This is a genomic window from Streptomyces solicamelliae, assembly GCF_045348655.1.
GTDB classification, from domain to species: Bacteria; Actinomycetota; Actinomycetes; order Streptomycetales; family Streptomycetaceae; genus Streptomyces; species Streptomyces solicamelliae.
On sequence record NZ_CP160404.1, the window covers coordinates 5563520 to 5585538 of the forward strand.

The 22019-nt window shown below is 71.3% G+C and carries 16 protein-coding genes; 9 read left to right on the forward strand and 7 right to left on the reverse strand.

Translation table 11 applies throughout. From position 1 onward, the window contains the following. The first annotated feature begins 22 nt into the window (after nucleotides 1–22). Nucleotides 23–1255, forward strand: coding sequence for an arginine deiminase (locus tag ABZO31_RS25750; protein WP_406863652.1), 1233 nt, complete (start codon nucleotides 23–25; stop codon nucleotides 1253–1255). Nucleotides 1256–1353: 98 nt separating this feature from the next. Beyond that, nucleotides 1354–2364, forward strand: coding sequence for an ornithine carbamoyltransferase (gene argF / locus ABZO31_RS25755; protein WP_406863653.1), 1011 nt, complete (start codon nucleotides 1354–1356; stop codon nucleotides 2362–2364). Between the two features lie 75 nt (nucleotides 2365–2439). Here argF and ABZO31_RS25760 read toward each other — a convergent pair whose 3' ends face one another. After that, nucleotides 2440–2883, reverse strand: a complete 444-nt coding sequence (locus ABZO31_RS25760) for an ATP-binding protein (RefSeq protein WP_406863654.1) — start codon at nucleotides 2881–2883, stop codon at nucleotides 2440–2442. Nucleotides 2884–3161: 278 nt separating this feature from the next. Here ABZO31_RS25760 and ABZO31_RS25765 point away from each other — a divergent pair, with 278 nt between their 5' ends. Further along, the gene (locus ABZO31_RS25765) at nucleotides 3162–3989 is read left to right on the forward strand and encodes an enoyl-CoA hydratase family protein (protein ID WP_406863655.1); all 828 of its coding nucleotides are present in this window, start codon (nucleotides 3162–3164) and stop codon (nucleotides 3987–3989) included. A gap of 2 nt (nucleotides 3990–3991) precedes the next feature. Next, nucleotides 3992–6382: an FAD-dependent monooxygenase gene (locus ABZO31_RS25770; protein WP_406863656.1), complete on the forward strand. Its 2391-nt coding sequence runs from the start codon at nucleotides 3992–3994 to the stop codon at nucleotides 6380–6382. Here the strand turns inward: ABZO31_RS25770 and ABZO31_RS25775 are convergent. The 4 genes from ABZO31_RS25775 to ABZO31_RS25790 are packed head-to-tail and all read right to left on the reverse strand — an operon-like array spanning nucleotide 6360 to nucleotide 9649. Continuing rightward, complete coding sequence (locus ABZO31_RS25775) at nucleotides 6360–6761, reverse strand: hypothetical protein (protein ID WP_406863657.1); 402 nt, start codon at nucleotides 6759–6761, stop codon at nucleotides 6360–6362. The genes ABZO31_RS25770 and ABZO31_RS25775 overlap by 23 nt on opposite strands. 32 nt (nucleotides 6762–6793) lie before the next feature. Further along, entirely contained in the window at nucleotides 6794–7195 is a 402-nt protein-coding gene (locus tag ABZO31_RS25780) for a hypothetical protein (RefSeq protein ID WP_406863658.1), read from the reverse strand. Continuing rightward, nucleotides 7192–8031 (reverse strand): PaaX family transcriptional regulator C-terminal domain-containing protein, encoded by an 840-nt coding sequence (locus ABZO31_RS25785; protein ID WP_406863659.1) that lies wholly within the window; start codon nucleotides 8029–8031, stop codon nucleotides 7192–7194. Before ABZO31_RS25785 ends, ABZO31_RS25780 begins: the two co-directional genes overlap by 4 nt. Before the next feature lie 4 nt (nucleotides 8032–8035). Further along, nucleotides 8036–9649 (reverse strand): AMP-binding protein, encoded by a 1614-nt coding sequence (locus ABZO31_RS25790; protein WP_406863660.1) that lies wholly within the window; start codon nucleotides 9647–9649, stop codon nucleotides 8036–8038. Between the two features lie 109 nt (nucleotides 9650–9758). On the opposite strand from ABZO31_RS25790, the gene ABZO31_RS25795 reads away from it, so the two are divergent. The 4 genes from ABZO31_RS25795 (at nucleotide 9759) to ABZO31_RS25810 (ending at nucleotide 15309) form a co-directional block, all read left to right on the forward strand. Further along, nucleotides 9759–10997, forward strand: a complete 1239-nt coding sequence (locus tag ABZO31_RS25795) for an acyl-CoA dehydrogenase family protein (protein WP_406863661.1) — start codon at nucleotides 9759–9761, stop codon at nucleotides 10995–10997. Then, nucleotides 10994–11392, forward strand: coding sequence for a RidA family protein (locus ABZO31_RS25800; RefSeq protein ID WP_406863662.1), 399 nt, complete (start codon nucleotides 10994–10996; stop codon nucleotides 11390–11392). Before ABZO31_RS25795 ends, ABZO31_RS25800 begins: the two co-directional genes overlap by 4 nt. Before the next feature lie 166 nt (nucleotides 11393–11558). Beyond that, entirely contained in the window at nucleotides 11559–13106 is a 1548-nt protein-coding gene (locus ABZO31_RS25805) for an MFS transporter (RefSeq protein ID WP_406863663.1), read from the forward strand. A 130-nt stretch (nucleotides 13107–13236) separates the two neighbouring features. Then, nucleotides 13237–15309, forward strand: a complete 2073-nt coding sequence (locus ABZO31_RS25810) for a nuclease-related domain-containing DEAD/DEAH box helicase (RefSeq protein ID WP_406863664.1) — start codon at nucleotides 13237–13239, stop codon at nucleotides 15307–15309. Between the two features lie 62 nt (nucleotides 15310–15371). On the opposite strand, the gene ABZO31_RS25815 is transcribed toward ABZO31_RS25810, so the two are convergent. Together ABZO31_RS25815 and ABZO31_RS25820 are read right to left on the reverse strand one after the other, a co-directional pair. Beyond that, entirely contained in the window at nucleotides 15372–16901 is a 1530-nt protein-coding gene (locus ABZO31_RS25815; protein WP_406863665.1) for a helix-turn-helix domain-containing protein, read from the reverse strand. Nucleotides 16902–17166: 265 nt separating this feature from the next. After that, complete coding sequence (locus ABZO31_RS25820; protein ID WP_406863666.1) at nucleotides 17167–18393, reverse strand: hypothetical protein; 1227 nt, start codon at nucleotides 18391–18393, stop codon at nucleotides 17167–17169. 258 nt (nucleotides 18394–18651) lie between these two features. Here ABZO31_RS25820 and acnA point away from each other — a divergent pair, with 258 nt between their 5' ends. Then, on the forward strand, nucleotides 18652–21366 hold the full coding sequence (gene acnA / locus ABZO31_RS25825) for an aconitate hydratase AcnA (RefSeq protein WP_406863667.1): 2715 nt from the start codon (nucleotides 18652–18654) through the stop codon (nucleotides 21364–21366). The last annotated feature ends 653 nt before the right edge of the window (nucleotides 21367–22019 follow it).

The window sequence follows — 22019 nt, forward strand, 5'->3', positions numbered from 1 at the left end:
CCGGCTCGGCCAGGATGGGCCCATGGGATTCCACGTCGATTCCGAGACCGGGCGGCTGCGCCGCGTCATCCTGCACCGCCCGGACCTCGAACTGAAGCGGCTCACTCCGTCCAACAAGGACGCTCTGCTCTTCGACGATGTGCTCTGGGTCCGCCGGGCCCGCCAGGAGCACGACGGGTTCGCCGACGTCCTGCGCGACCGCGGCGTCGCCGTGCACCTCTTCGGCGACCTGCTGCGCGAGACCCTGGAGATCCCCGAGGCGCGCGCGCTCGTCCTGGACCGGGTCTTCGACGAGAAGCAGTACGGCCCGCTCGCCACCGACCATCTGCGCGCCGTCTTCGACGCGATGGACACCGGCGAGCTGGTCGAGGCGCTGATCGGCGGGATGACGAAGCGTGAGTTCCTGGCGGGGCACACCGAGCCCAGCTCCGTCCGCTTCCACGTCATGGACCTGGACGACTTCCTCCTCGGCCCGCTGCCCAACCACCTCTTCACCCGGGACACCTCCGCCTGGATCTACGACGGCGTGGCGATCAACGCGATGCGGCTGCCCGCCAGGCAGCGCGAGACCGTGCACTTCGAGGCGATCTACAAGCACCACCCGCTCTTCGCCGGCCCCGAAGCAGGACCGTTCCACCACTGGACCGAGGGCCAGGCCGACTACCCGTCCACCATCGAGGGCGGCGACGTCCTCGTCATCGGCAACGGCGCGGTGCTCATCGGCATGAGCGAGCGCACCACTCCGCAGGCCGTCGAGATGCTGGCGCGCGGGATGTTCGCGGCCGGCTCCGCCCGTACGATCGTGGCGCTCGACATGCCGAAGCGACGGGCGTTCATGCACCTGGACACGGTCATGACGATGGTCGACAAGGACACCTTCACCCAGTACGCGGGCCTCGGCATGCTCCGCTCGTACACCATCGAGCCGGGCGCCGGGGCGCAGACCCTGCAGGTCAGCGACCACCCGCCGGAGCAGATGCACAGCGCGATCGCGGCCGCCCTCGGGCTCACCGAGATCCGGGTGCTCACCCCGACGCAGGACGTGCACGCGGCGGAGCGCGAGCAGTGGGACGACGGCTGCAACGTGCTGGCCGTGGAGCCGGGCGTGGTCGTGGCGTACGAGCGGAACGTCACCACCAACACCCATCTGCGCAAGCAGGGCATCGAGGTGATCGAGATCCCCGGCAGCGAACTCGGCCGGGGCCGTGGCGGCCCGCGCTGCATGAGCTGCCCGGTGGAGCGGGACGCGGTGTAGGGGAGGGGATCCGGAGGTGTAGCGGACCTCATTGAATAAGAATGCCGATGAACGTATAGACTTCCATGGTCACGTCATCGGAGAGCAGGAGCGCCCTCATGGCCACGAACCTCATCGGCCGCCACTTCCTCAAGGAGCTGGACTTCACCGCCGAGGAGTTCCGCGGCCTGATCGCGCTCGCCGCCGAGCTGAAGGCGGCCAAGAAGGCCGGGACGGAGGTCCCGCGGCTGCGCGGCAGGAACATCGCGCTGATCTTCGAGAAGACCTCCACCCGCACCCGCTGCGCCTTCGAGGTCGCCGCCGCCGACCAGGGCGCGTCCACCACCTACCTCGACCCCGTGGCCTCCCAGATGGGGCACAAGGAGTCGGTGAAGGACACCGCCCGGGTCCTCGGCCGGATGTTCGACGGGATCGAGTACCGGGGCGACAGCCAGGCCGCCGTCGAGGACCTCGCCGCGCACGCCGGCGTCCCGGTCTTCAACGGCCTCACCGACGACTGGCACCCCACCCAGATGCTCGCCGACGTGCTCACCATGACCGAGCACTCCGACAAGCCGCTCACCGAGACGGCCTTCGCGTACCTCGGCGACGCCCGCTTCAACATGGGCAACTCGTACCTGGTGACCGGCGCGCTGCTCGGCATGGACGTGCGGATCGTGGCCCCGAAGGCGTACTGGCCGACGGGCGAGATCGTCGAGCGGGCGCAGGGTCTCGCCGCGGCCAGCGGCGCGCGCATCACGCTGACCGAGGACGTCGCGGAGGGCGTGTCCGGGGCGGACTTCGTGGCGACCGACGTGTGGGTCTCCATGGGCGAGCCCAAGGAGATCTGGGACGAGCGGATCGCCGTCCTCGCCCCCTACGCGGTGACCATGGACGTGCTGCGCGCCACCGGCAACCCGGACGTGAAGTTCCTGCACTGCCTGCCGGCCTTCCACGATCTCGGTACGGCCGTCGGCCGGGAGATCCATGAGCGGCACGGGCTGACCGAGCTGGAGGTCACGGACGAGGTCTTCGAGTCCGCCCACTCGGTCGTCTTCGACGAGGCCGAGAACCGGATGCACACGATCAAGGCCGTCCTGGTGGCGACGATGGCGGGCCCGGCCGCCTGATCCCGGGCCCGGCCGTCTGATCCCGGGGCCGGCCGTCTGATCCCGGGGCCGGCCGGAGCGTGCGTCCGCGGGCGGTCAGATCGCGGGCCGCTGCCGCTGCGCCGGGATCCACGGCAGGCGGAACCAGACCGCCTTGCCCGTGTCGGTCGGCCGGTGGCCGAAGGCGGAGCTGAGCGTGCGGATCAGCAGCAGCCCCCGGCCGTGCTCCTGCCACGGGTCCGGCGGCTCGACGGGCCCGGCGGTGATCAGCTCGCCCGGTCCGGCCGGCAGGGCGTCGTGCACTTCGACGTGACAGCCGGTCTCCCGGAGCTCCAGGACCAGCTCGATGGGGCCCGTCCCGGCCGTGTGCTCGACGGCGTTGGCCACCAGCTCGGCGGTCAGCAGCTCCGCCGTGTCCTCGCAGGGGCCGGTGTCGAGCTGGGCGAGCGCGCGACGGACCAGGGAGCGCGCCAGAGGGACCGCCGCGGTGGTGTGCGGCAGCTCGAACCGCCAGGTGGGCAGCGTGGAGCAGTCGTCCATGACGGGTCCGTTCGGGTCCGTTCGGGCCGGGGGAGGATGCGCCGGAAAGCGGGCATGCGACGGGACGTCTCCGGCGGCCGGGGACACCGTCGTCCGTGACGTCCTGTTTTCAACCTTACCGGGGGCACCTTGCGACCCCGGAGGCGGGTCCGCGCGGTCATATCACCGCATGCATATCGCGCGCATATCGCGTGATCGTGACGACAGTCACGTGCGAGTGATACGCTCAGGACGGAGTCCGCCCTCGCACGCTCGCCCGCACTCGGGAGGCCGTCCGCATGAGCCCCTTCACCGGATCCGCGCCGCGCACCCAGGAATGGCGCCATCTGAGGCTCGCCGTCGACGACGGAGTCGCCACCGTCACCCTCGCGCGCCCCGCCAAACTCAACGCGCTCACCTTCGGCGCCTACGCCGACCTGCGCGATCTGCTCGCCGAACTCGCCCGCGAGCGCTCCGTCCGGGCGCTCGTCCTCGGCGGCGAGGGCCGCGGCTTCTGCTCCGGCGGTGACGTCGACGAGATCATCGGCGCGACGCTGTCCATGGACACCGCGCAGCTCCTCGACTTCAACCGGATGACCGGCCAGGTCGTCCGCGCGATCCGCGAATGCCCCTTCCCGGTGATCGCCGCCGTGCACGGGGTCGCCGCGGGTGCCGGGGCCGTCCTCGCGCTCGCCGCCGACTTCCGCATCGCCGACCCCACGGCCCGCTTCGCGTTCCTGTTCACCCGCGTCGGCCTCTCCGGCGGCGACATGGGCGCCGCGTATCTGCTGCCCCGGGTCGTCGGGCTCGGCCACGCCACCCGGCTGCTGATGCTCGGCGAGCCGGTCCGGGCGCCCGAGGCCGAGCGGATCGGCCTGATCAGCGAGCTCACCGAGGAGGGCGAGGCGGGCGAGCGGGCCGCCGCGCTCGCCCGCCGGCTCGCCGACGGCCCCGCCCTCGCCCACGCCCAGACGAAGGCCCTGCTCACCGCCGAGCTCGACATGCCGCTCGCCGCCTCCGTCGAGCTCGACGCCGCCACCCAGGCGCTGCTGATGAACGGCGAGGACTACGCCGAGTTCCACGCGGCCTTCACCGAGAAGCGCCCGCCGAAGTGGCGGGGGCGGTGACGATGCCGCGCCAGGAAGGCCCCCTGCGCGTCGCCGTCGTCGGCGGCGGTCCCGGCGGGCTGTACGCGGCCGCCCTGCTCAAGCGGCTCGACCCGGCCCGTGAGATCACCGTCTGGGAGCGCAACGCGCCCGACGACACCTTCGGCTTCGGCGTCGTGCTCTCCGACGAGACCCTCGGCGGCATCGAACACGCCGACCCCGAGGTCTACCGGGCCCTGCAGGACGAGTTCGTCCGCTGGGACGACATCCAGATCGTGCACCGCGGCCGCACCCTCACCAGCTCCGGACACGGCTTCGCCGCCCTCGGCCGCCGCCGCCTCCTGGAACTCCTGCACGCCCGCTGCACCGACCTCGGCGTACGGCTCCGCTTCCGCACCGAGGCCCCGCCGGCCGCCGAGCTCGCCGCGACCCACGACCTGGTCGTCGCGGCCGACGGCGTGCACAGCCGGACCCGCGAGCAGCACGCCGACGTCTTCCGCCCCACGATCGCCCCGCACCTCTGCCGCTACATCTGGCTCGCCGCCGACTTCGCCCTCGACGCCTTCCGCTTCGAGATCGCCGAGACCGAACACGGGGTGATGCAGCTCCACGCCTACCCCTACGCCCGCCCGTCGCCCGACCTTCCCCAAGCTCTCGACTCCGCTCGAGCAGGGGAGACGCCATCCCCCTCGACGAGGCCCTTCGGGCCGCAGAATATTTCCGGCTCCTCGACCGTCATCGTCGAGATGCGCGAAGAGGTCTGGCACGCGGCCGGCTTCCACGAGCTCGACGAGCAGCAGTCCGCAGAGCGCTGCGCCAAGATCTTCGCCGAGACCCTCGGCGGCCGCCCGCTGCGCGGCAACAACTCCGCCTGGACCGCCTTCCGCACCGTCGTCAACGAGCACTGGTCCCACGGCCGCACGGTGCTCCTCGGCGACGCCGCGCACACGGCGCACTTCTCCATCGGCTCCGGCACCAAACTCGCCGTCGAGGACGCCCTCGCGCTGGCCGCCTGTGTCGAGGAGCAGCCCACCCTCGACGAGGCCCTCGCCGCCTACGAGGCCGAGCGTCGGCCCGTCGTCGAGTCCACCCAGCGCGCCGCCGCGGCCAGCCTGCGCTGGTTCGAGGACCTGGCCCGCACCCTCGACCAGCCGCCCCGCCAGTTCGCGTTCAACCTGCTCACCCGCAGCCGCCGGGTCACCCATGCCAACCTGCGGCTGCGCGACCCGCACTTCACCGACACCGTCGAACGCGACTTCGGCTGCCCGCCCGGCACCCCGCCCATGTTCACCCCGTTCCGGCTGCGCGACCTGACGCTGCGCAACCGCGTCGTCGTCTCGCCCATGGACATGTACGTCGCCGAGGACGGCGTCCCCGGCGACTTCCACCTCGTCCACCTCGGCGCCCGCGCCCTCGGCGGTGCCGGTCTGGTCATGACCGAGATGGTCTGCGTCAGCCCCGAGGGCCGGATCACCCCCGGCTGTACGGGCCTGTGGACCGACGAGCAGGCCGCCGCCTGGACCCGCGTCGCCGACTTCGTCCACGCGCAGGCCCCCGGCACCGCGCTGGGCGTCCAGCTCGGGCACTCCGGCCGCAAGGGCTCCACGAAGCGGATGTGGGAGGGCATCGACCAGCCGCTGCCGGCCGGCAACTGGCCGCTGGCCGCCGCGTCCCCGCTGCCGTACCGGCCCGGGATCAACCAGACCCCGCACGCCCTGGACCGCGCCGGACTGGCCGCCGTCCGCGAGGACTTCGCCGCCGCCGCCCGACGCGCCGCCCGCAGCGGCTTCGATCTGCTCGAACTGCACTGCGCCCACGGCTACCTGCTGTCCGGCTTCCTCTCCCCGCTCACCAACCACCGCACCGACGCGTACGGCGGCCCGGTCGAGAACCGCCTCCGCTTCCCCCTGGAGGTCTTCGACGCGATCCGCGAGGTCTGGCCCGACGACCGGCCCATGACCGTCCGCATCTCCGCCACCGACTGGGCCGACGGCGGCAACGGCCCCGAGGACGCCGTCGCGATCGCCCGCGCCTTCGCCGCGCACGGCGCCGACGCGATCGACGTCTCCACCGGGCAGGTCGTCCCCGAGGAGCGCCCCGAGTACGGCCGCTCCTACCAGACCCCGTACGCCGACCTGATCCGCAACACCGTCGGCGTCCCGGTGATCGCGGTCGGCGCGATCTCGTCCTGGGACGACGTCAACTCCCTGCTGCTCGCCGGCCGCGCCGACCTCTGCGCGCTGGCCCGGCCGCACCTGTACGACCCGCACTGGACCCTGCACGCGGCCGCCGAGCAGGAGTACACCGGCCCCGCGGCCCCCTGGCCCGACCCGTACAAGGCCGGCAGCCGCCGCCCGCCGACGGGCCGCACGGACGCGCCGAAGCCCCGGCTCAGCCTGACGCCTCGCCCGTGAGACAGGCGTGGCACAGGCAGGGGTCGGGATGCGGGCCGCCGTGGTAGGTCTGCCGCTGCTCGCGGGCGATGCGGTGGAGCCGCTCGGCCTGCCGCTCCGCCGCCTCCCGCTCCACGGGATGCCAGTCGTACCGGCGCAGCACGGCAGGTGCGTGCACCAGCTTGGCGCGGAAGGTGTGCAGATGCCGGGTGGGCATCTTGATGCTGATCCACCGCCCGTGGTGCCGACCCCGCCCCACCGCCTCCAGCTGCTCGTCGCCGAAGCCGGGGTAGGTGCCGATCACGTACACCTTCGCCCCGCCCTTGAACGCCTTCGTGCCCGGCCGCAGCTCCTGTCCGAAGTCGCCCCACCGCCGCCACGCCACGACGTTGGCGGCCACCAGCCACGTCGGTTCAAGGCCGCCTTCTTCGGCTAGGACGGGAACCACCCCGGCCACCAGGGCGGGACGCCTCCGTCCGGGCACGGTCCGGTACCGCCCGCCGGGGGCGTGTGGCCGGTCACGTACCACCAGCCCAGCGCCGTGAGTACGAACAGGACCACGGCCACCTGGCCGGAGGCCCGCCCGGACCGCGGTCCGCGGACCGTCGCCCAGCGCGCGAGGACCGCGGCGGCCACGGCGAGTCCGGCCGCCGCCGCTGTCGGGAGCAGCCACCCGGAGCCGTATGCGACACCATGCTGCGCCTCCACGGCCGCGCCACAGGACGACCGCGCCGAGGACGCCAGCGCTCCCACCGCGTACGCGGCGACCGTGCCGGCCAGGGCAGCCGTTCCCCACGACAGCCACTGCAGCCGGGAGACGGGGTGCGCGCTCATGACTGCGAAAGACGGTCGTCGGCGCCGTCCGGTTGCACGAACCGCGCCCCCGCGTCCCGCAGCCGCGTGTGCAGCGCCGTGAAGACCTCCGCCGACCGGGCGCCCGGCCAGCCGGCCGGGAGGAGCTCGGGCGGGAGTCCCGGGTCGATGTAGGGGAGCCGGCGCCAGGAGTCCAGGGTGCGCAGGTAGTCCTGGTACGCGTCCTCCGGCGGGGTGTCCGCACGCGCCTCCCAGGCGTGCAGGACCGGCTCGTGGACGGCCAGGAAGTCCTCGTGGGCCTTGGCGATCGCCGCCAGGTCCCACCAGCGCCCGACCGCCTCCGCCGTGGCCGCGAAGCCCAGGTGGTCGCCGCGGAACAGGTCCACGTACGGGTCCAGGCGCAGCCGCTCCAGGACGTGGCGGGTCTCCTCGTACAGCCGGGCAGGGGCGATCCAGACGCCGGGCGCGGCCGTGCCGAAGCCCAGCCCGCCCAGCCGGGAACGCAGCAGGTGGCGCTTGTGCCGCTCGGACTCGGGGACGGAGAAGACGGCGAGGACCCAGCCGTCGTCCAGGGACGGCTCCGTCCGGGCGTAGATCCGCCGGTCGCCGTCGTCCAGGAGCTGCCGGGCCTCCGCCGACAGGGCGTACCCGGCGGCCCGGCCGGCCGTGCGCGCGGGCAGCAGCAGCCCGCGGCGCTTCAGCCGGGACACCGAGGAGCGCACGGAGGGCGCGTCCACGCCGAGCACGCCGAGCAGCCTGATCAGCTCGGCCACCGGGAGCGGCGCGTCGTCGGGGGTGCGCCCGTACGCGCCGTACAGGGAGACGATCAGGGAACGGGGAGTGTGCTGCTCGGCCACCCGATCACTCTAGATCGCGCAGCCGGTAGCGCTGAAGCTTCCCCGTCGCCGTGCGGGGCAGGGTGTCCAGGAAGACGATTTCGCGGGGGCATTTGTACGGTACGAGCCGGGTTTTCACGAAGTCGCGCAGCGCGTCCGCCGTCCGGGTGTCCCCGGGCACGCCGTCCCGGAGCACCGCGTACGCCACCGCGATCTGCCCGCGCAGCTCGTCCGGGCGGCCCACCACGGCCGCCTCCAGCACGTCCGGATGGGCCAGCAGGGCCTCCTCGACCTGGGGGCCGGCGATGTTGTACCCGGCGGAGACGATCATGTCGTCGGCGCGGGCCACATAGCGGAAGTAGCCGTCCGGCTCGCGGACGTAGGTGTCGCCGGTGAGGTTCCAGCCGCCGCGCACGTACTCGGTCTGGCGCGGGTCCGCGAGATAGCGACAGCCGACCGGGCCACGCACCGCGAGCAGGCCCTCCTCGCCGTCGGGGACCGGTTCGCCGGCCGGGTCGACGACCCTGGCCTGCCAGCCGGGGACGGGGACGCCGGTGGTGCCGGGGCGGATGTCGCCCTCGGCGGCGGAGATGAAGATGTGCAGCAGCTCCGTCGCGCCGATCCCGTTGATCAGCCGCAGCCCGGTGCGGTCGCGCCATGCCTCCCAGGTCGCGGCCGGCAGGTTCTCGCCGGCGGAGACGCAGCGGCGCAGGGAGCCGAGGTCGTGCCCGTTCATCTCGTCGAGCATCACGCGGTAGGCGGTCGGGGCGGTGAACAGCACGCTCACGCGATGCTCGGCGACCGCCTCGAGCAGTTGCCGCGGACCGGCCTGTTCGAGCAGCAGGGCGCTGGCCCCGGCCCGCATCGGGAAGATCACCAGTCCGCCGAGCCCGAAGGTGAAGCCGAGCGGGGGGCTGCCGGCGAAGACGTCGTCCGGGCCGGGGCGCAGCACCTGGGCGGAGAAGGTGTCCGCGATGGCGAGCACGTCCCGGTGGAAGTGCATGCAGCCCTTGGGGCGGCCGGTCGTCCCGGAGGTGAAGGCGATCAGCGCCACGTCGTCCGCGGCCGTCGGCACGGCCTGGTACGCGTCCGGCTTGCCGATCGCCAGGGAGAGCAGGTCGTCGGGCGCGTCGCCGCCGTACGCGGTGATCCCCAGCCCGGGGACCTCCGCCTTGACCAGGTCGTCGACGCTGCGGACGTCGCACAGCGCGTGGGTGACCCGGGCCATCTCGCACATCACGGCCAGTTCCCCGGCCCGCTGCTGGGCGAGGACGGTGACGGCGACCGCGCCGGCCTTCATCACGGCCAGCCAGCAGGCCGCCAGCCACGGGGTGGTGGGGCCGCGCAGCAGCACCCGGTTTCCGGGGCGGACGCCCAGGTCGTCGGTGAGCACATGGGCGATCCGGTTCACCCGTTCGCGCAGCTCGCCGTATGTCCAGACGGCGCCGGCCGCGTCGCGGAAGACCGGGCGGCGGGCGCCGAAGCGCTCCACGGTGCGGTCGAGAAGTTCGCTCCCGCAGTTGAGCTGCTCCGGATAGCGCAGCTCGGGCAGATCGAAGTGCAGGTCCGGCCACTGCCCCGCGGGTGGCAGATGGTCGCGGGTGAAGGTGTCCTGGTGCGCCGAGGGTGTCAGCTCCATGGGTTTCGCCCCTTGTCGTGGTGGGGTCGCCCCACGAGCGTATCGTGATGGTGACGACAGTCAACGGCTCGCGATAAAGAGGTGCGACGCGACGGAGGTGGGGGCCAGAATGCCCGAATTCTCGCTCGATCCGACACATATCGACTGGTGTGCCGCGCTGCGCACCCTGGCCGCGGACCGGCTCCGCCCACTCGCCGAGAAGGGCGTGCCGGGCCGGGTGAACCGCCCCCTGATCGCCGCCCTGGGCGAACTCGGCCTGCTGGAACGCCTGTTCACCGCCGGCGCCCTGGAGCTCTGCCTGCTCCGCGAGTCCCTGGCAACCACCTGCACCGAGGCCGAGACCGCCCTGGCCCTCCAGGGCCTGGGCGCCCACCCGGTGGCCTCGGCAGGCACGCGGGAGCAGCGCGAACGCTGGCTCCCGGAGGTCACGGCGGGCCGCGCGGTCGCGGCCTTCGCGCTGAGCGAGCCGGATGCGGGCTCGGACGCTGCCGGGCTCGCCCTCGACGCCGCGCCCGACCCGGGCCCCGCGGGTCGCGGCTGGCGGCTCAGTGGCGAGAAGTGCTGGATCTCCAACGCCCCCGAGGCCGACTTCTACACCGTCTTCGCCCGGACGACGCCCGGCGCGGGCTCCCGCGGCGTCACCGCCTTCCTCGTACCCGCGGACCGCCCCGGGCTCACCGGCGAGCCCCTCGACATGCTCAGCCCGCACGCCATCGGCGCCCTCCGCTTCGACGGCGTCCCCGTCGGCCCCGACGACCTGCTGGGCGAGCCCGACCGGGGCTTCCGGGTCGCCATGAACACCCTGAACCTGTTCCGCCCCAGCGTCGGCGCCTTCGCCGTCGGCATGGCGCAGGCCGCGCTCGACGCCACGCTCGCCCACACCGCCGGCCGGGCCGCCTTCGGCGGCGTCCTCGCCGACCTGCAGGCCGTCGCCCACCAGGTCGCCGAGATGGCCACCCGTACCGAGGCCGCCCGCCTCCTGGTGTACGCGGCAGCCGCGGCGTACGACTCCGGCGCCCCGGACGTGCCCCGGCGCTCCGCGATGGCGAAACTGCTCGCGACCGAGACGGCGCAGTACGTGGTCGACGCCGCCGTACAGCTGCACGGCGCCCGCGCCCTGCAACGAGGCCACCTGCTCGAACACCTCTACCGCGAGGTGCGCGCGCCGAGGATCTACGAGGGGGCCACCGAGGTACAGCGCTCGATCATCGCAAAGGAGCTGTACAAGCAGCAGCAGCAACAACAGCAGCAACAGCAGCAACAGCAGCAACAGCAACAGCAACAGCAGCGACAGCAACAGCAACAGCACGCCGCCCGCACGCCGACGGGTGAGGAGGCCCGCGCATGACCCTGCACCGTCACAACCCCGCCGAGCTCTCCCCTCCCACCGGCTTCTCGCACGCCGTCACCGCGACCGGCTCCCGGCTGGTCTTCCTCGCCGGGCAGACCGCCCTCGACACCGACGGCAAGGTGGTGGGGGAGACCCTGCCCGAACAGTTCACCACCGCCCTCACCAACCTCCTCGCCGCCCTCCGCCACGCCGGCGGCGCCCCCGCCGACCTGGCCAGGGTCACCGTGTACGCCACGGACGTCGCCGAGTACCGCACCCACGCCTCCGAACTCGGGCGCATCTGGCGGCGGTTGGCGGGCCGCGACTACCCGGCGATGGCCGTGATCGGCGTGGTGCGACTCTGGGACGAGCAGGCGAAGGTCGAGCTGGACGGCTTCGCGGTGGTGGACTGAGGTGGACCGAGACGTGGCGGGAGAACACGCGCAGCGGCTGCGGGTGTTCGTCCCGCACGGCCTCCGACAGGGTCCTTGATCGACTGGTGAGCCCCTGACGCGGGGCTTATTTTCGAGGGGTGGACTGACCGGCCCACGGGACCCTCACGTGAGGGCGCGATGCGCCATGACTCATCCCCAGCCGAAGACACCCGCACAGGCCGCCGCCCCGAAGAAGGGCGACGGAAAGGGCATCGCCCTCTTCGTGATCGCCTCCTGTCAGCTGATGGTCGTCCTCGACATCACGATCGTGAACATCGCGCTCCCGCACATCCAGAGCGCACTCGACTTCTCCACGACCAACCTGTCCTGGGTGGTCAACGCCTACACGCTGACGTTCGGCGGCCTGCTGCTGCTCGGCGGACGAGCGGGCGACATCCTCGGCCGCCGCCGGGTGTTCATCTTCGGCGTGCTGCTGTTCGGGCTGGCGTCCCTGCTCTGCGGCGTCGCCCAGTCCAGCTGGCAACTGCTCGCCGCCCGCGCCCTCCAGGGCGTCGGCGGAGCGATCTCCTCCCCGACCTCGCTCTCCCTCATCACCACGAACTTCGACGAAGGGCCCGAACGCAACCGGGCCTTCGGCGTGTTCGCGGGCGTCTCGGCGGGCGGCGGCGCGATCGGCCTGCTGGCCGGCGGCATCCTCGTGGAATGGCTCGACTGGCGCTGGATCTTCTTCGTGAACGTGCCGATCGCGCTGCTGATCGCCTTCCTCACGCCGCGCCACGTCAAGGAGTCGGAGCGGCACCCCGGCCACTTCGACCTCATGGGCGCGCTGACGTCCACGCTGGGCATGGTGGCGCTGGTGTACGGCTTCATCCGCGCCGCGCAGGAGGGCTGGCGGGACCCGCTCACCCTGGCGTCGTTCGCCGTGGCGGTGGTCCTCCTGGTCGGGTTCATCCTGGTCGAGCAGCGCTCGCGGCAGCCGATCACGCCGCTGCACATGTTCGCCGACCGGAACCGCGCGGGCACCTACGGGATGATGCTCTGTCTCGCCGCGGCGATCTTCGGCATGTTCTTCTTCCTGACCCTGTTCGTCCAACAGGTCCTGGACTTCAGCCCACTGGAGGCGGGGCTCGCGTTCCTGCCGGTGAGCGCGGTCATCGCGGTCGCGGCGGGCTTCACGTCGCAACTGCTCCCCAGATGGGGCCCGAAACCCTTCATGGTCGCCGGCTCGCTGTTCCTGGCGGTGGGTCTGTCCTGGCTGACGTTGACCGACGTCCACTCCACGTACGCGGGCTCCATCCTGGGCCCGATGCTGACTTTCGCCGCGGGCATGGGCCTGATGTTCGTCTCCCTGACGCTGATGGCCCTGTCCGGCGTGGAACCCCACGAGGCGGGCGCCGCGTCCGGCCTGCTCAACGCGACGCAGCAGGTGGGCGGTTCGCTGGGCCTGTCGATCCTGGTCACGGTCTTCGGCACGGTCAGCCGCAACGAGGCCGACGACCAGATCCCGGCCTTCCTGGCCCAGGCCACCCCCCTGGAGAAGGCCCAGTTCGCCCGAACCGGCCAACTCCCACCCCCCTGGGGCGACGAGGTCCTCACCGCAGGCGTCGCAGCCGGCTTCATCATCGCCGCCGCCTTCGCCGTGGTCGCCTTCATCATCGCCGTCACAGCCATCAAGGTCCGCCCCTCCGACATAGAACGCCTCAAGGGCGGCATGGGGCCACCCGCGGGGTGAGGGGCGAAGGCCGGAGGTCGAGTTCCCGCCGGGGCGGGCGTACTCGACTTTCGGCCGTTGGCGCGTTCGCCGCCTGTCGAGCCCGTCGCACTGCGTTTTACGATCATGACTCCGCGTGCAAGGGGGAGACATGGCGGCTGGTGGATCGGCGTCGCGGCGTACGCAGGAGGAGAGGCGTCAGGAGCGGCTGCTGCGCGAGCAGTGGCAGGCGGCCAGACAGGAAGCGCATCGCTGGGAGGCCGCCGACGAGGGGGAGCGCCGGGTCGCCGCACAGCTGCTGGTCCTCACGGAACGCGGCTGGCGTCTGCTGAAGGACCGGCGATGGCCCGGGACCCGGGCGCCCCACGTGGGCCTGCTGTTGGTCGGTCCGGGCGGTGTGTTCGTCGTCGACGTCAAGAACTGGACTGCTGTCCCGGAGACTTCGGGCGGCCGGCTCGCCGCAGGCGGCGAGGACCGCGACGAGCAGGTGCACAAGCTTCTGGCGATGTCCAGGGCGGTGGAGGGAGCCGTCACGTCGTTGGGGCTGTCGCCGGTGGCGGTCCAGCCGTTGATGGTCTTCGCGGGCCGCCGCGTGAACGCGACGCTCGGCCAGGCCAGGCTGCTCGGTGAGCACGAGCTCGGCCCGATGCTGACGAGGGAGCCGCGCCGGCTGACGCGAGAGGGGGTTCGCGCGATCGCCGAGCTTCTCGGGCGGTCCTTCCCCGAGTACGAGCCGGCCGCCGTGACCATGACAGAGGAGGCGGCGCCGCCGGCGGCGTCCGGCGACGGGGACGACGGGCTGTTCGACCTCGCGGGACTGAGGGACGCGGCGCTAGAGGAGGCACTGAGGGCGCCGATCGAGCAGTGGATGACCTTCCTCCACCCCGACCAGGTGGCGCTGGTGCGTCGCAACTGGTCGGGACCGGCACGGATCAGCGGACCAGCGGGCACGGGCAAGACGGTGGTCGGTCTGCACCGTGCGGTGTATCTGGCCCGGCGCACCACCGGGCGCATCCTGTACGTCACGTTCGCCAAGAACCTGCCGCGTGTGCAGAGCACGTTCCTCACGACCATGGCTCCGGCCGTGGCCGCGCGCGTCGACTTCCGCAGCCTGCATCAGTGGGCACAGGAATTCCTCCGCGAGCGCGGCGCCGAGGTCCGCCTCCATGGTGACAAGGCGGAGACGGCCTTCAGCCTGGCCTGGAAGCACGCCGGCCGCGACAGCCTCCTCGTCGAGATCGATCCCGCGCCGCACTATTGGCGCGAGGAGATCGATCACGTCATCAAGGGACGCGGCCTCCGGTCCTTCGCCGAGTACGCCACCGTGCGCCGGGTACGGCGCGGCACCGCGCTGCGCCGTGTCCATCGCGAGGCGGTCTGGAGCCTGTACGAGACCTACGAGAAGCTCCGCATCGAGCGCGGCGTGCACGACTTCAACGACGTCCTCTCGCTGGCCCTGACGGAGGCGCGGCGCGACGGGGCCCGGGAGTCCGGGTACGCGGGTGTGATCGTCGACGAGGTGCAGGACCTGTCCCTCGTCGGAGTCCGTCTGCTGCACGCACTCGTCGGCGACTCCTCCAACGGACTGCTCCTGATCGGCGACGGCCAGCAGGCCGTCTACCCGGGGGGCTTCCGGCTGTCCGAGGCGGGTATCGACGTCCGGGGCGACCGCGGGCAGGTGCTGCGCACCAACTACCGCAACGCCGAACAGATCCTGGACACGGCACTCGCCGTGGTGGCGGAGGACGCCTTCGAGGACATCGACGGCATCCGGATACAAGGACACCGGGACGTGGACCTGACCTACCGCGACGGACAGGTCCTGCACGGCGTGCATCCGACGGCTGCGGCACACGACCAGGCCCTGGTCGAGGCTCTCCGCGCACTGTCGCCCGACGAACAGGGCGATGCCGCGGTGCTGTGTCCCTCGATACGCGCGATCGGTCACTACCAGCGGCTGCTGACGCGCGCGGACATCCCGGTGTGCCTGCTGGAGCACTACAGCGGACACGCTGTGCCGGCCGTGAAACTCGGCACCTACCGCCGGGCCAAGGGCCTCGAGTTCAAGCGCGTCTACCTGCCCCGCCACGACGAGTCCGTCGCCGGCCGGCCGGGACCCGCCGAGACGGAGGACGAACGCCGTCAACTCGCGCGCAGCCAGCTCTTCGTCGCCATGACACGGGCACGCGACGTCCTCTGGCTCGGCAGCGTCCGCGCCGGCTGAGCGACGCGGCAGCAACGGCCCGGACACCGCCGCACCCTCGGGTGCGGCGGCATCCGTCCTGCTCAGATGTCCCGGAAGATCTCGATCTGCGCGCCGACCGAGTTCAGCCGCTCCGCCAGGTCCTCGTAGCCGCGGTTGATGACGTACACGTTGCGGAGGACCGACGTGCCCTCCGCCGCCATCATCGCGAGGAGGACGACCACCGCCGGGCGGAGTGCCGGCGGGCACATCATCTCCGCGGCGCGCCAGCGGGTGGGGCCTTCCACCAGGACGCGGTGGGGGTCCAGGAGTTGGAGGCGGCCGCCGAGGCGGTTGAGGTCGGTGAGGTAGATGGCGCGGTTGTCGTAGACCCAGTCGTGGATCAGGGTCTTGCCCTGGGCCACCGCCGCGATCGCCGCGAAGAACGGGACGTTGTCGATGTTCAGGCCCGGGAACGGCATCGGGTGGATCTTGTCGATCGGGGCTTCGAGCTTGGAGGGGCGGACGGTGAGGTCGACCAGGCGGGTGCGGCCGTTGTCCGCGGCGTACTCCGGGGAGCGGTCGTGGTCGAGGCCCATCTCCTCCAGGACCGCGAGCTCGATCTCCATGAACTCGATGGGGACGCGCCGGATCGTGAGTTCCGACTCCGTGACCACGGCGGCCGCCAGGAGGCTCATCGCCTCGACCGGGTCCTCCGAGGGGGAGTAGTCCACGTCCACGTCGATGTCCGGGATGCCGTGGACGGTCAGCGTCGTGGTGCCGATGCCGTCGACGCGGACGCCCAGGGCCTCCAGGAAGAAGCACAGGTCCTGGACCATGTAGTTTGACGAGGCGTTGCGGATGACCGTGACGCCGTCGTGGCGGGCCGCGGCCAGCAGGGCGTTCTCCGTCACCGTGTCGCCGCGCTCGGTCAGGACGATCGGGCGGCCGGGGGCGACGGAGCGCTCGACCTGCGCGTGGTACAGGCCCTCCGTCGCCGTGACCTCCAGGCCGAAGCGGCGCAGCGCGATCATGTGCGGCTCGATGGTGCGGGTGCCGAGGTCGCAGCCGCCGGCGTAGGGCAGCTTGAAGCGGTCCAGGCGGTGCAGCAGCGGGCCCAGGAACATGATGATGGAGCGGGTACGGATCGCGGCCTCGGCGTCGATGGCCTCCATGTCGAGCTCGGCCGGCGGCACGATCTCCAGGTCGACCCCGTCGTTGATCCAACGGGTCTTCACGCCGATGGAGTTGAGGACTTCGAGGAGGCGGAAGACCTCTTCGATCCTCGCCACGCGGCGCAGGACCGTACGGCCCTTGTTGAGCAGCGAGGCACACAGCAGCGCCACGCAGGCGTTCTTGCTGGTCTTGACGTCGATGGCGCCGGAGAGCCGGCGGCGGCCGACGACTCGCAGATGCATCGGACCGGCGTAGCCGAGGGAGACGATCTCGCTGTCGAGCGCCTCACCGATGCGGGCGATCATCTCAAGGCTGATGTTCTGGTTGCCGCGTTCGATCCGGTTCACCGCGCTCTGGCTGGTGGCCAGGGCCTCCGCGAGCTGGGACTGTGTCCAGCCGCGATGCTGACGCGCGTCACGGATGAGCTTGCCGATGCGTACGAGGTAATCGTCTGCCATGGCGGCAGGCTATCTCAGATATGAGATGGCACTGACGTTGAGGGTGTGTCAATCGGGTGATTCGGGACAAAGTCGAAGCCCCGCTGACGGATCGTCCTCGGTCGCCCGCCGATCGTCGCCCCGTCCCGCCGTTCCGGCAATCATGCCGCCGCCTTATGAGGGTTGGCGGGATGTCCGCCCGGGTGTCGGAGTGTCCTGTTTCCGCAGGTCTGGCGGATTCGAGCTGTTTGTGGAAAGTCGGAGCCGGCCGGAGAGTCGGTGGCCCTCACTTGTCCTGGTTGAGCACGGTGTTGACGGCCGCCTGGAGTCGGAGCCAGCTCGGATCTGCTTCGGATGCCGTGGTGACGGTTGCCAAGTCGTCCGATTCCCAGGTGCGGTCCCCGTCGGTGGTGACCAGATGTTCCCAAAGGTCGCCGTTGTCCGGAACCTCGGACGTCGATTCCAGGAAGGCTGTGACCGCAGCCTGTGGTGTGTCGCCGCACGTGCCGTCCGCCTCGGGGGAGCCGGCCCCCACGGACAGCAGCACAAGGTCGCCTCCGCCGCTGGCGATGACGAGTTCGCCTGTCGGCGTGCGGCCCAGCGCGGACACCGGGGTGCCGGCGAACACGTCGTGCTCGACCGCCTGCCCGCTCTCGACGTCGATCTCCATGAGGGCCCCGGCGGGGGTTCCGACCCAGAGCGCGCCGGGCCGGGCTCCGAATGCGATGTTCTGGCGTGACCAGGCGCGCATCCGGTCGAGCCACTCCTGCGGATACGGGTAGCCGGGGCTGGGTTCGCCGAAAGTCGTCGCCAGAACGCGGCGGAGTGAGGGGAACTCGAAGACTTCCAGCGAGTTGTCGTATGCGTTGCCGCGGATCGCGAGATGACGTCCGTCCGCGCTGAAGACCGGTGTCTCGTAGCCGTCGGCATCCAGGACCAGTGCGCGGCGCAGCATGCGCATCGACGCGGGGGTGGTCTCTGGATCGATCCGTGCGAAGAGGCCGAGCGTCGCGCCCTGATCGCTCGCGAGAGTGGCGATCAATCCGCCACCGGGATGCTCCGTGACGCCGGTGTCCCAGCGGGGCCCGGTGCTGACGACCTGTGAAGCGAGGTCGAGGGCGTCGGTGCGTTCCCACGCGTCGTCCTCGTCGCCCGATGACGGTGAGGCCCACAGCGTCCGGCCGTCCGGGCTGAATGCCAGGCTGTCGTAGCAGCCGGCGGACGGCAGGCCCTCCGGTTCGGACAGCCCGGAGGGGGTCCACTGCACTGTTCGGCTCTCGCCGGCGACGACGAGCAGTGGCTGATGGGGGTGCCATGCCGCAGCGGCGACACCCGGCTCCGCCTCGACCGAACCTCGGTCGCGCAGCCGCCCCGCGTCACAGGCCCAGATGTGGACCGCGGGGCGTTCCGGGTCCAGGCCGGCGACCAGGGGGAGTCGCGGATGGCAGACCAGCCGACCGACGGAATGCCCGTTGCCGACCTGTGTGCGTGCCACGACCTCGATCCGAGTCATCCGGACACCGTAGTGCCCGGTGCTCCGAACCCGCTGTCCGGCCGCCCGGGCTCTGCCGAGACAGGACACAAGCACGCCGGGCATGACCGCGAGGCGGGGATGCACTAGAGTTATCTCGACATCGAGATAACTGCTTACGGCGCACCGCAGCCGCCACCCCGGTAAGGGTTACCTAACTAAGTCTTACCTTAGCGGATCGGCGAGGGGTCGTGGCGGCAGCATGACGGTAGTACGCGCACTTTGATGAAGGAGACTGTCGTGTCGGCGAACAGCTTCGACGCCCGCAGCACGCTGCGCGTGGGCGACGAGTCGTACGAGATCTTCCGCCTGGACAAGGTCGAGGGCTCTGCCCGGCTCCCCTACAGCCTTAAGGTTCTGCTGGAGAACCTGCTCCGCACCGAGGACGGCGCGAACATCACCGCCGACCACATCCGGGCCCTGGGCAACTGGGACTCCCAGGCCCAGCCGAGCCAGGAGATCCAGTTCACGCCGGCCCGCGTGATCATGCAGGACTTCACCGGTGTTCCCTGTGTCGTGGACCTCGCGACCATGCGTGAGGCCGTCGCGGCGCTCGGCGGCGACCCGGCGAAGATCAACCCGCTCTCCCCGGCCGAGATGGTCATCGACCACTCCGTCATCGCCGACAAGTTCGGCACCAACGACGCGTTCGCGCAGAACGTCGAGCTGGAGTACGGCCGCAACAAGGAGCGCTACCAGTTCCTGCGCTGGGGCCAGACCGCCTTCGACGACTTCAAGGTCGTCCCCCCGGGCACCGGCATCGTCCACCAGGTGAACATCGAGCACCTGGCCCGCACCGTGATGGTCCGCAACGGCCAGGCGTACCCCGACACCCTCGTCGGCACCGACTCGCACACCACCATGGTCAACGGCCTCGGTGTGCTCGGCTGGGGCGTCGGCGGCATCGAGGCCGAGGCCGCCATGCTCGGCCAGCCGGTCTCCATGCTGATCCCGCGCGTCGTCGGCTTCAAGCTGACCGGCGAGCTGCCGACCGGCACCACCGCCACCGACCTGGTCCTCACGATCACCGAGATGCTGCGCAAGCACGGCGTCGTCGGCAAGTTCGTCGAGTTCTACGGTGAGGGCGTCGCCGCCACCTCCCTCGCGAACCGCGCCACCATCGGCAACATGTCGCCGGAGTTCGGCTCCACCGCCGCGACCTTCCCGATCGACGGCGAGACCCTGAACTACCTCAAGCTCACCGGCCGCTCCGAGCAGCAGGTCGCGCTCGTCGAGGCGTACGCCAAGGAGCAGGGCCTCTGGCTGGACCCGTCCGCCGAGCCGGACTTCTCCGAGAAGCTCGAGCTCGACCTGTCGACGGTCGTCCCCTCCATCGCCGGCCCGAAGCGTCCGCAGGACCGCATCGTCCTCGCCAACGCCGCCGCGCAGTTCGCCCAGGACGTCCGCAACTACGTCACCGAGGCCGACGAGGCCGGCATGGAGTCCTTCCCGGCCTCCGACGCCCCGGTGAACCACCCGAACGGCGCCCCGTCGAAGCCGGTCACCGTGACCGCCCCCGACGGCTCCACGTACGAGCTCGACCACGGCGCCGTCACCGTCGCCGCGATCACCTCCTGCACCAACACCTCGAACCCGTACGTCATGGTCGCCGCCGCGCTCGTCGCGAAGAAGGCCGTGGAGAAGGGCCTGACCCGCAAGCCGTGGGTCAAGACCACCCTCGCCCCGGGCTCGAAGGTCGTCACCGACTACTTCGACAAGGCGGGCCTGACCCCGTACCTCGACAAGGTCGGCTTCAACCTGGTCGGTTACGGCTGCACCACCTGCATCGGCAACTCCGGCCCGCTGCCGGAGGAGGTCTCCAAGGCGGTCAACGACCACGACCTCGCCGTGACGTCCGTCCTTTCCGGTAACCGGAACTTCGAGGGGCGCATCAACCCCGACGTCAAGATGAACTACCTGGCCTCCCCGCCGCTGGTCGTCGCGTACGCCATCGCGGGCTCCATGAAGGTGGACATCACCAAGGACGCGCTCGGCACCGACACCGAGGGCAACGCGGTCTACCTGGCGGACATCTGGCCCTCCGAGGCCGAGGTGAACGACGTCGTCGCCAACGCCATCGGCGAGGACATGTTCTCCAAGTCCTACCAGGACGTCTTCGCCGGCGACGCCCAGTGGCAGGCGCTGTCGATCCCGACCGGCAACACCTTCGAGTGGGACGCCGAGTCCACCTACGTCCGCAAGCCCCCGTACTTCGAGGGCATGACCATGGACCCGGCCCCGGTCACCGACATCACCGGTGCCCGCGTCCTGGCCAAGCTGGGCGACTCGGTCACCACCGACCACATCTCCCCGGCCGGCGCCATCAAGGCCGACACCCCGGCGGGTCAGTACCTGACCGCCCACGGTGTGGAGCGTCGTGACTTCAACTCCTACGGCTCGCGCCGGGGCAACCACGAGGTCATGATCCGCGGCACGTTCGCCAACATCCGCCTGCGCAACCAGATCGCGCCGGGCACCGAGGGCGGCTACACCCGCGACTTCACGCAGGCCGACGCGCCGGTGTCGTTCATCTACGACGCCTCGCAGAACTACCAGGCCGCCGGCACCCCGCTGGTCATCCTGGGCGGCAAGGAGTACGGCTCCGGCTCGTCCCGCGACTGGGCGGCCAAGGGCACGGCCCTCCTCGGCGTCAAGGCCGTCATCACCGAGTCGTACGAGCGCATCCACCGCTCGAACCTCATCGGCATGGGCGTCCTGCCGCTGCAGTTCCCGGCCGGCCAGACGGCCGACTCGCTCGGCCTGACCGGTGAGGAGACCTTCTCCATCGCGGGCATCACCGAGCTGAACGAGGGCACCACCCCGAGCACGGTCAAGGTCACCACCGACACCGGTGTCGAGTTCGACGCGGTCGTCCGCATCGACACCCCCGGTGAGGCGGACTACTACCGCAACGGCGGCATCATGCAGTACGTGCTGCGCCAGCTTGTCGGTTGATGAGCTGACGTGAACGAGCGCCCCGCCCCTGCATCTCGCGGGGAGCGGGGCGCTCGCGCTCGACGGGGCGGAAGACGCCGCCTGCGAGCATGATCGCACGCGATCTGTTCCCAGAGCGGAGCTGCGCATCCTACGACGACGAAGAACCCCGCACCTGGCACCAGGTGCGGGGTTCTTCGTCGTCCTGTTCACGTACGTCTCTGACCAGGCGGGACGGAAACGGTTGAAGACCGCTTCCCGGTCAGCCGGAGATCGTTGTCCCGTCTCGAACCATCTGGCCTCGAGTCGGGCCCGTGACCTGCTGCGACCCGTTCAGCTGAGACATGGAGACGCACGAACCCAGCGCGGGCCCGCTCCGTCCATCGCCACCCGCCAGGTCGCCCGGCCGAACTCACCGCCGGCCGTGGCGCTCTGCACGTGCCGCCCGCGCACGGCGACCGCGCAGCGGGCGGGCCTGACCGCCCTGCTCGCCCAGAGTGATGCTGATGACAGGGTTCTGACCGAGAGGCACCTCGACCGTCTTCCGGGATCTCAGGCTCGGCCTTGCCCTCGTCGCCGCCGCGCACCATACCGAACAGCACGACGCCGGGGCAGAGCACGAGGAAGCCGACGGCCGCGAGCAGAACGGAGCGGTCTGAGGAGATCCTGCGGTT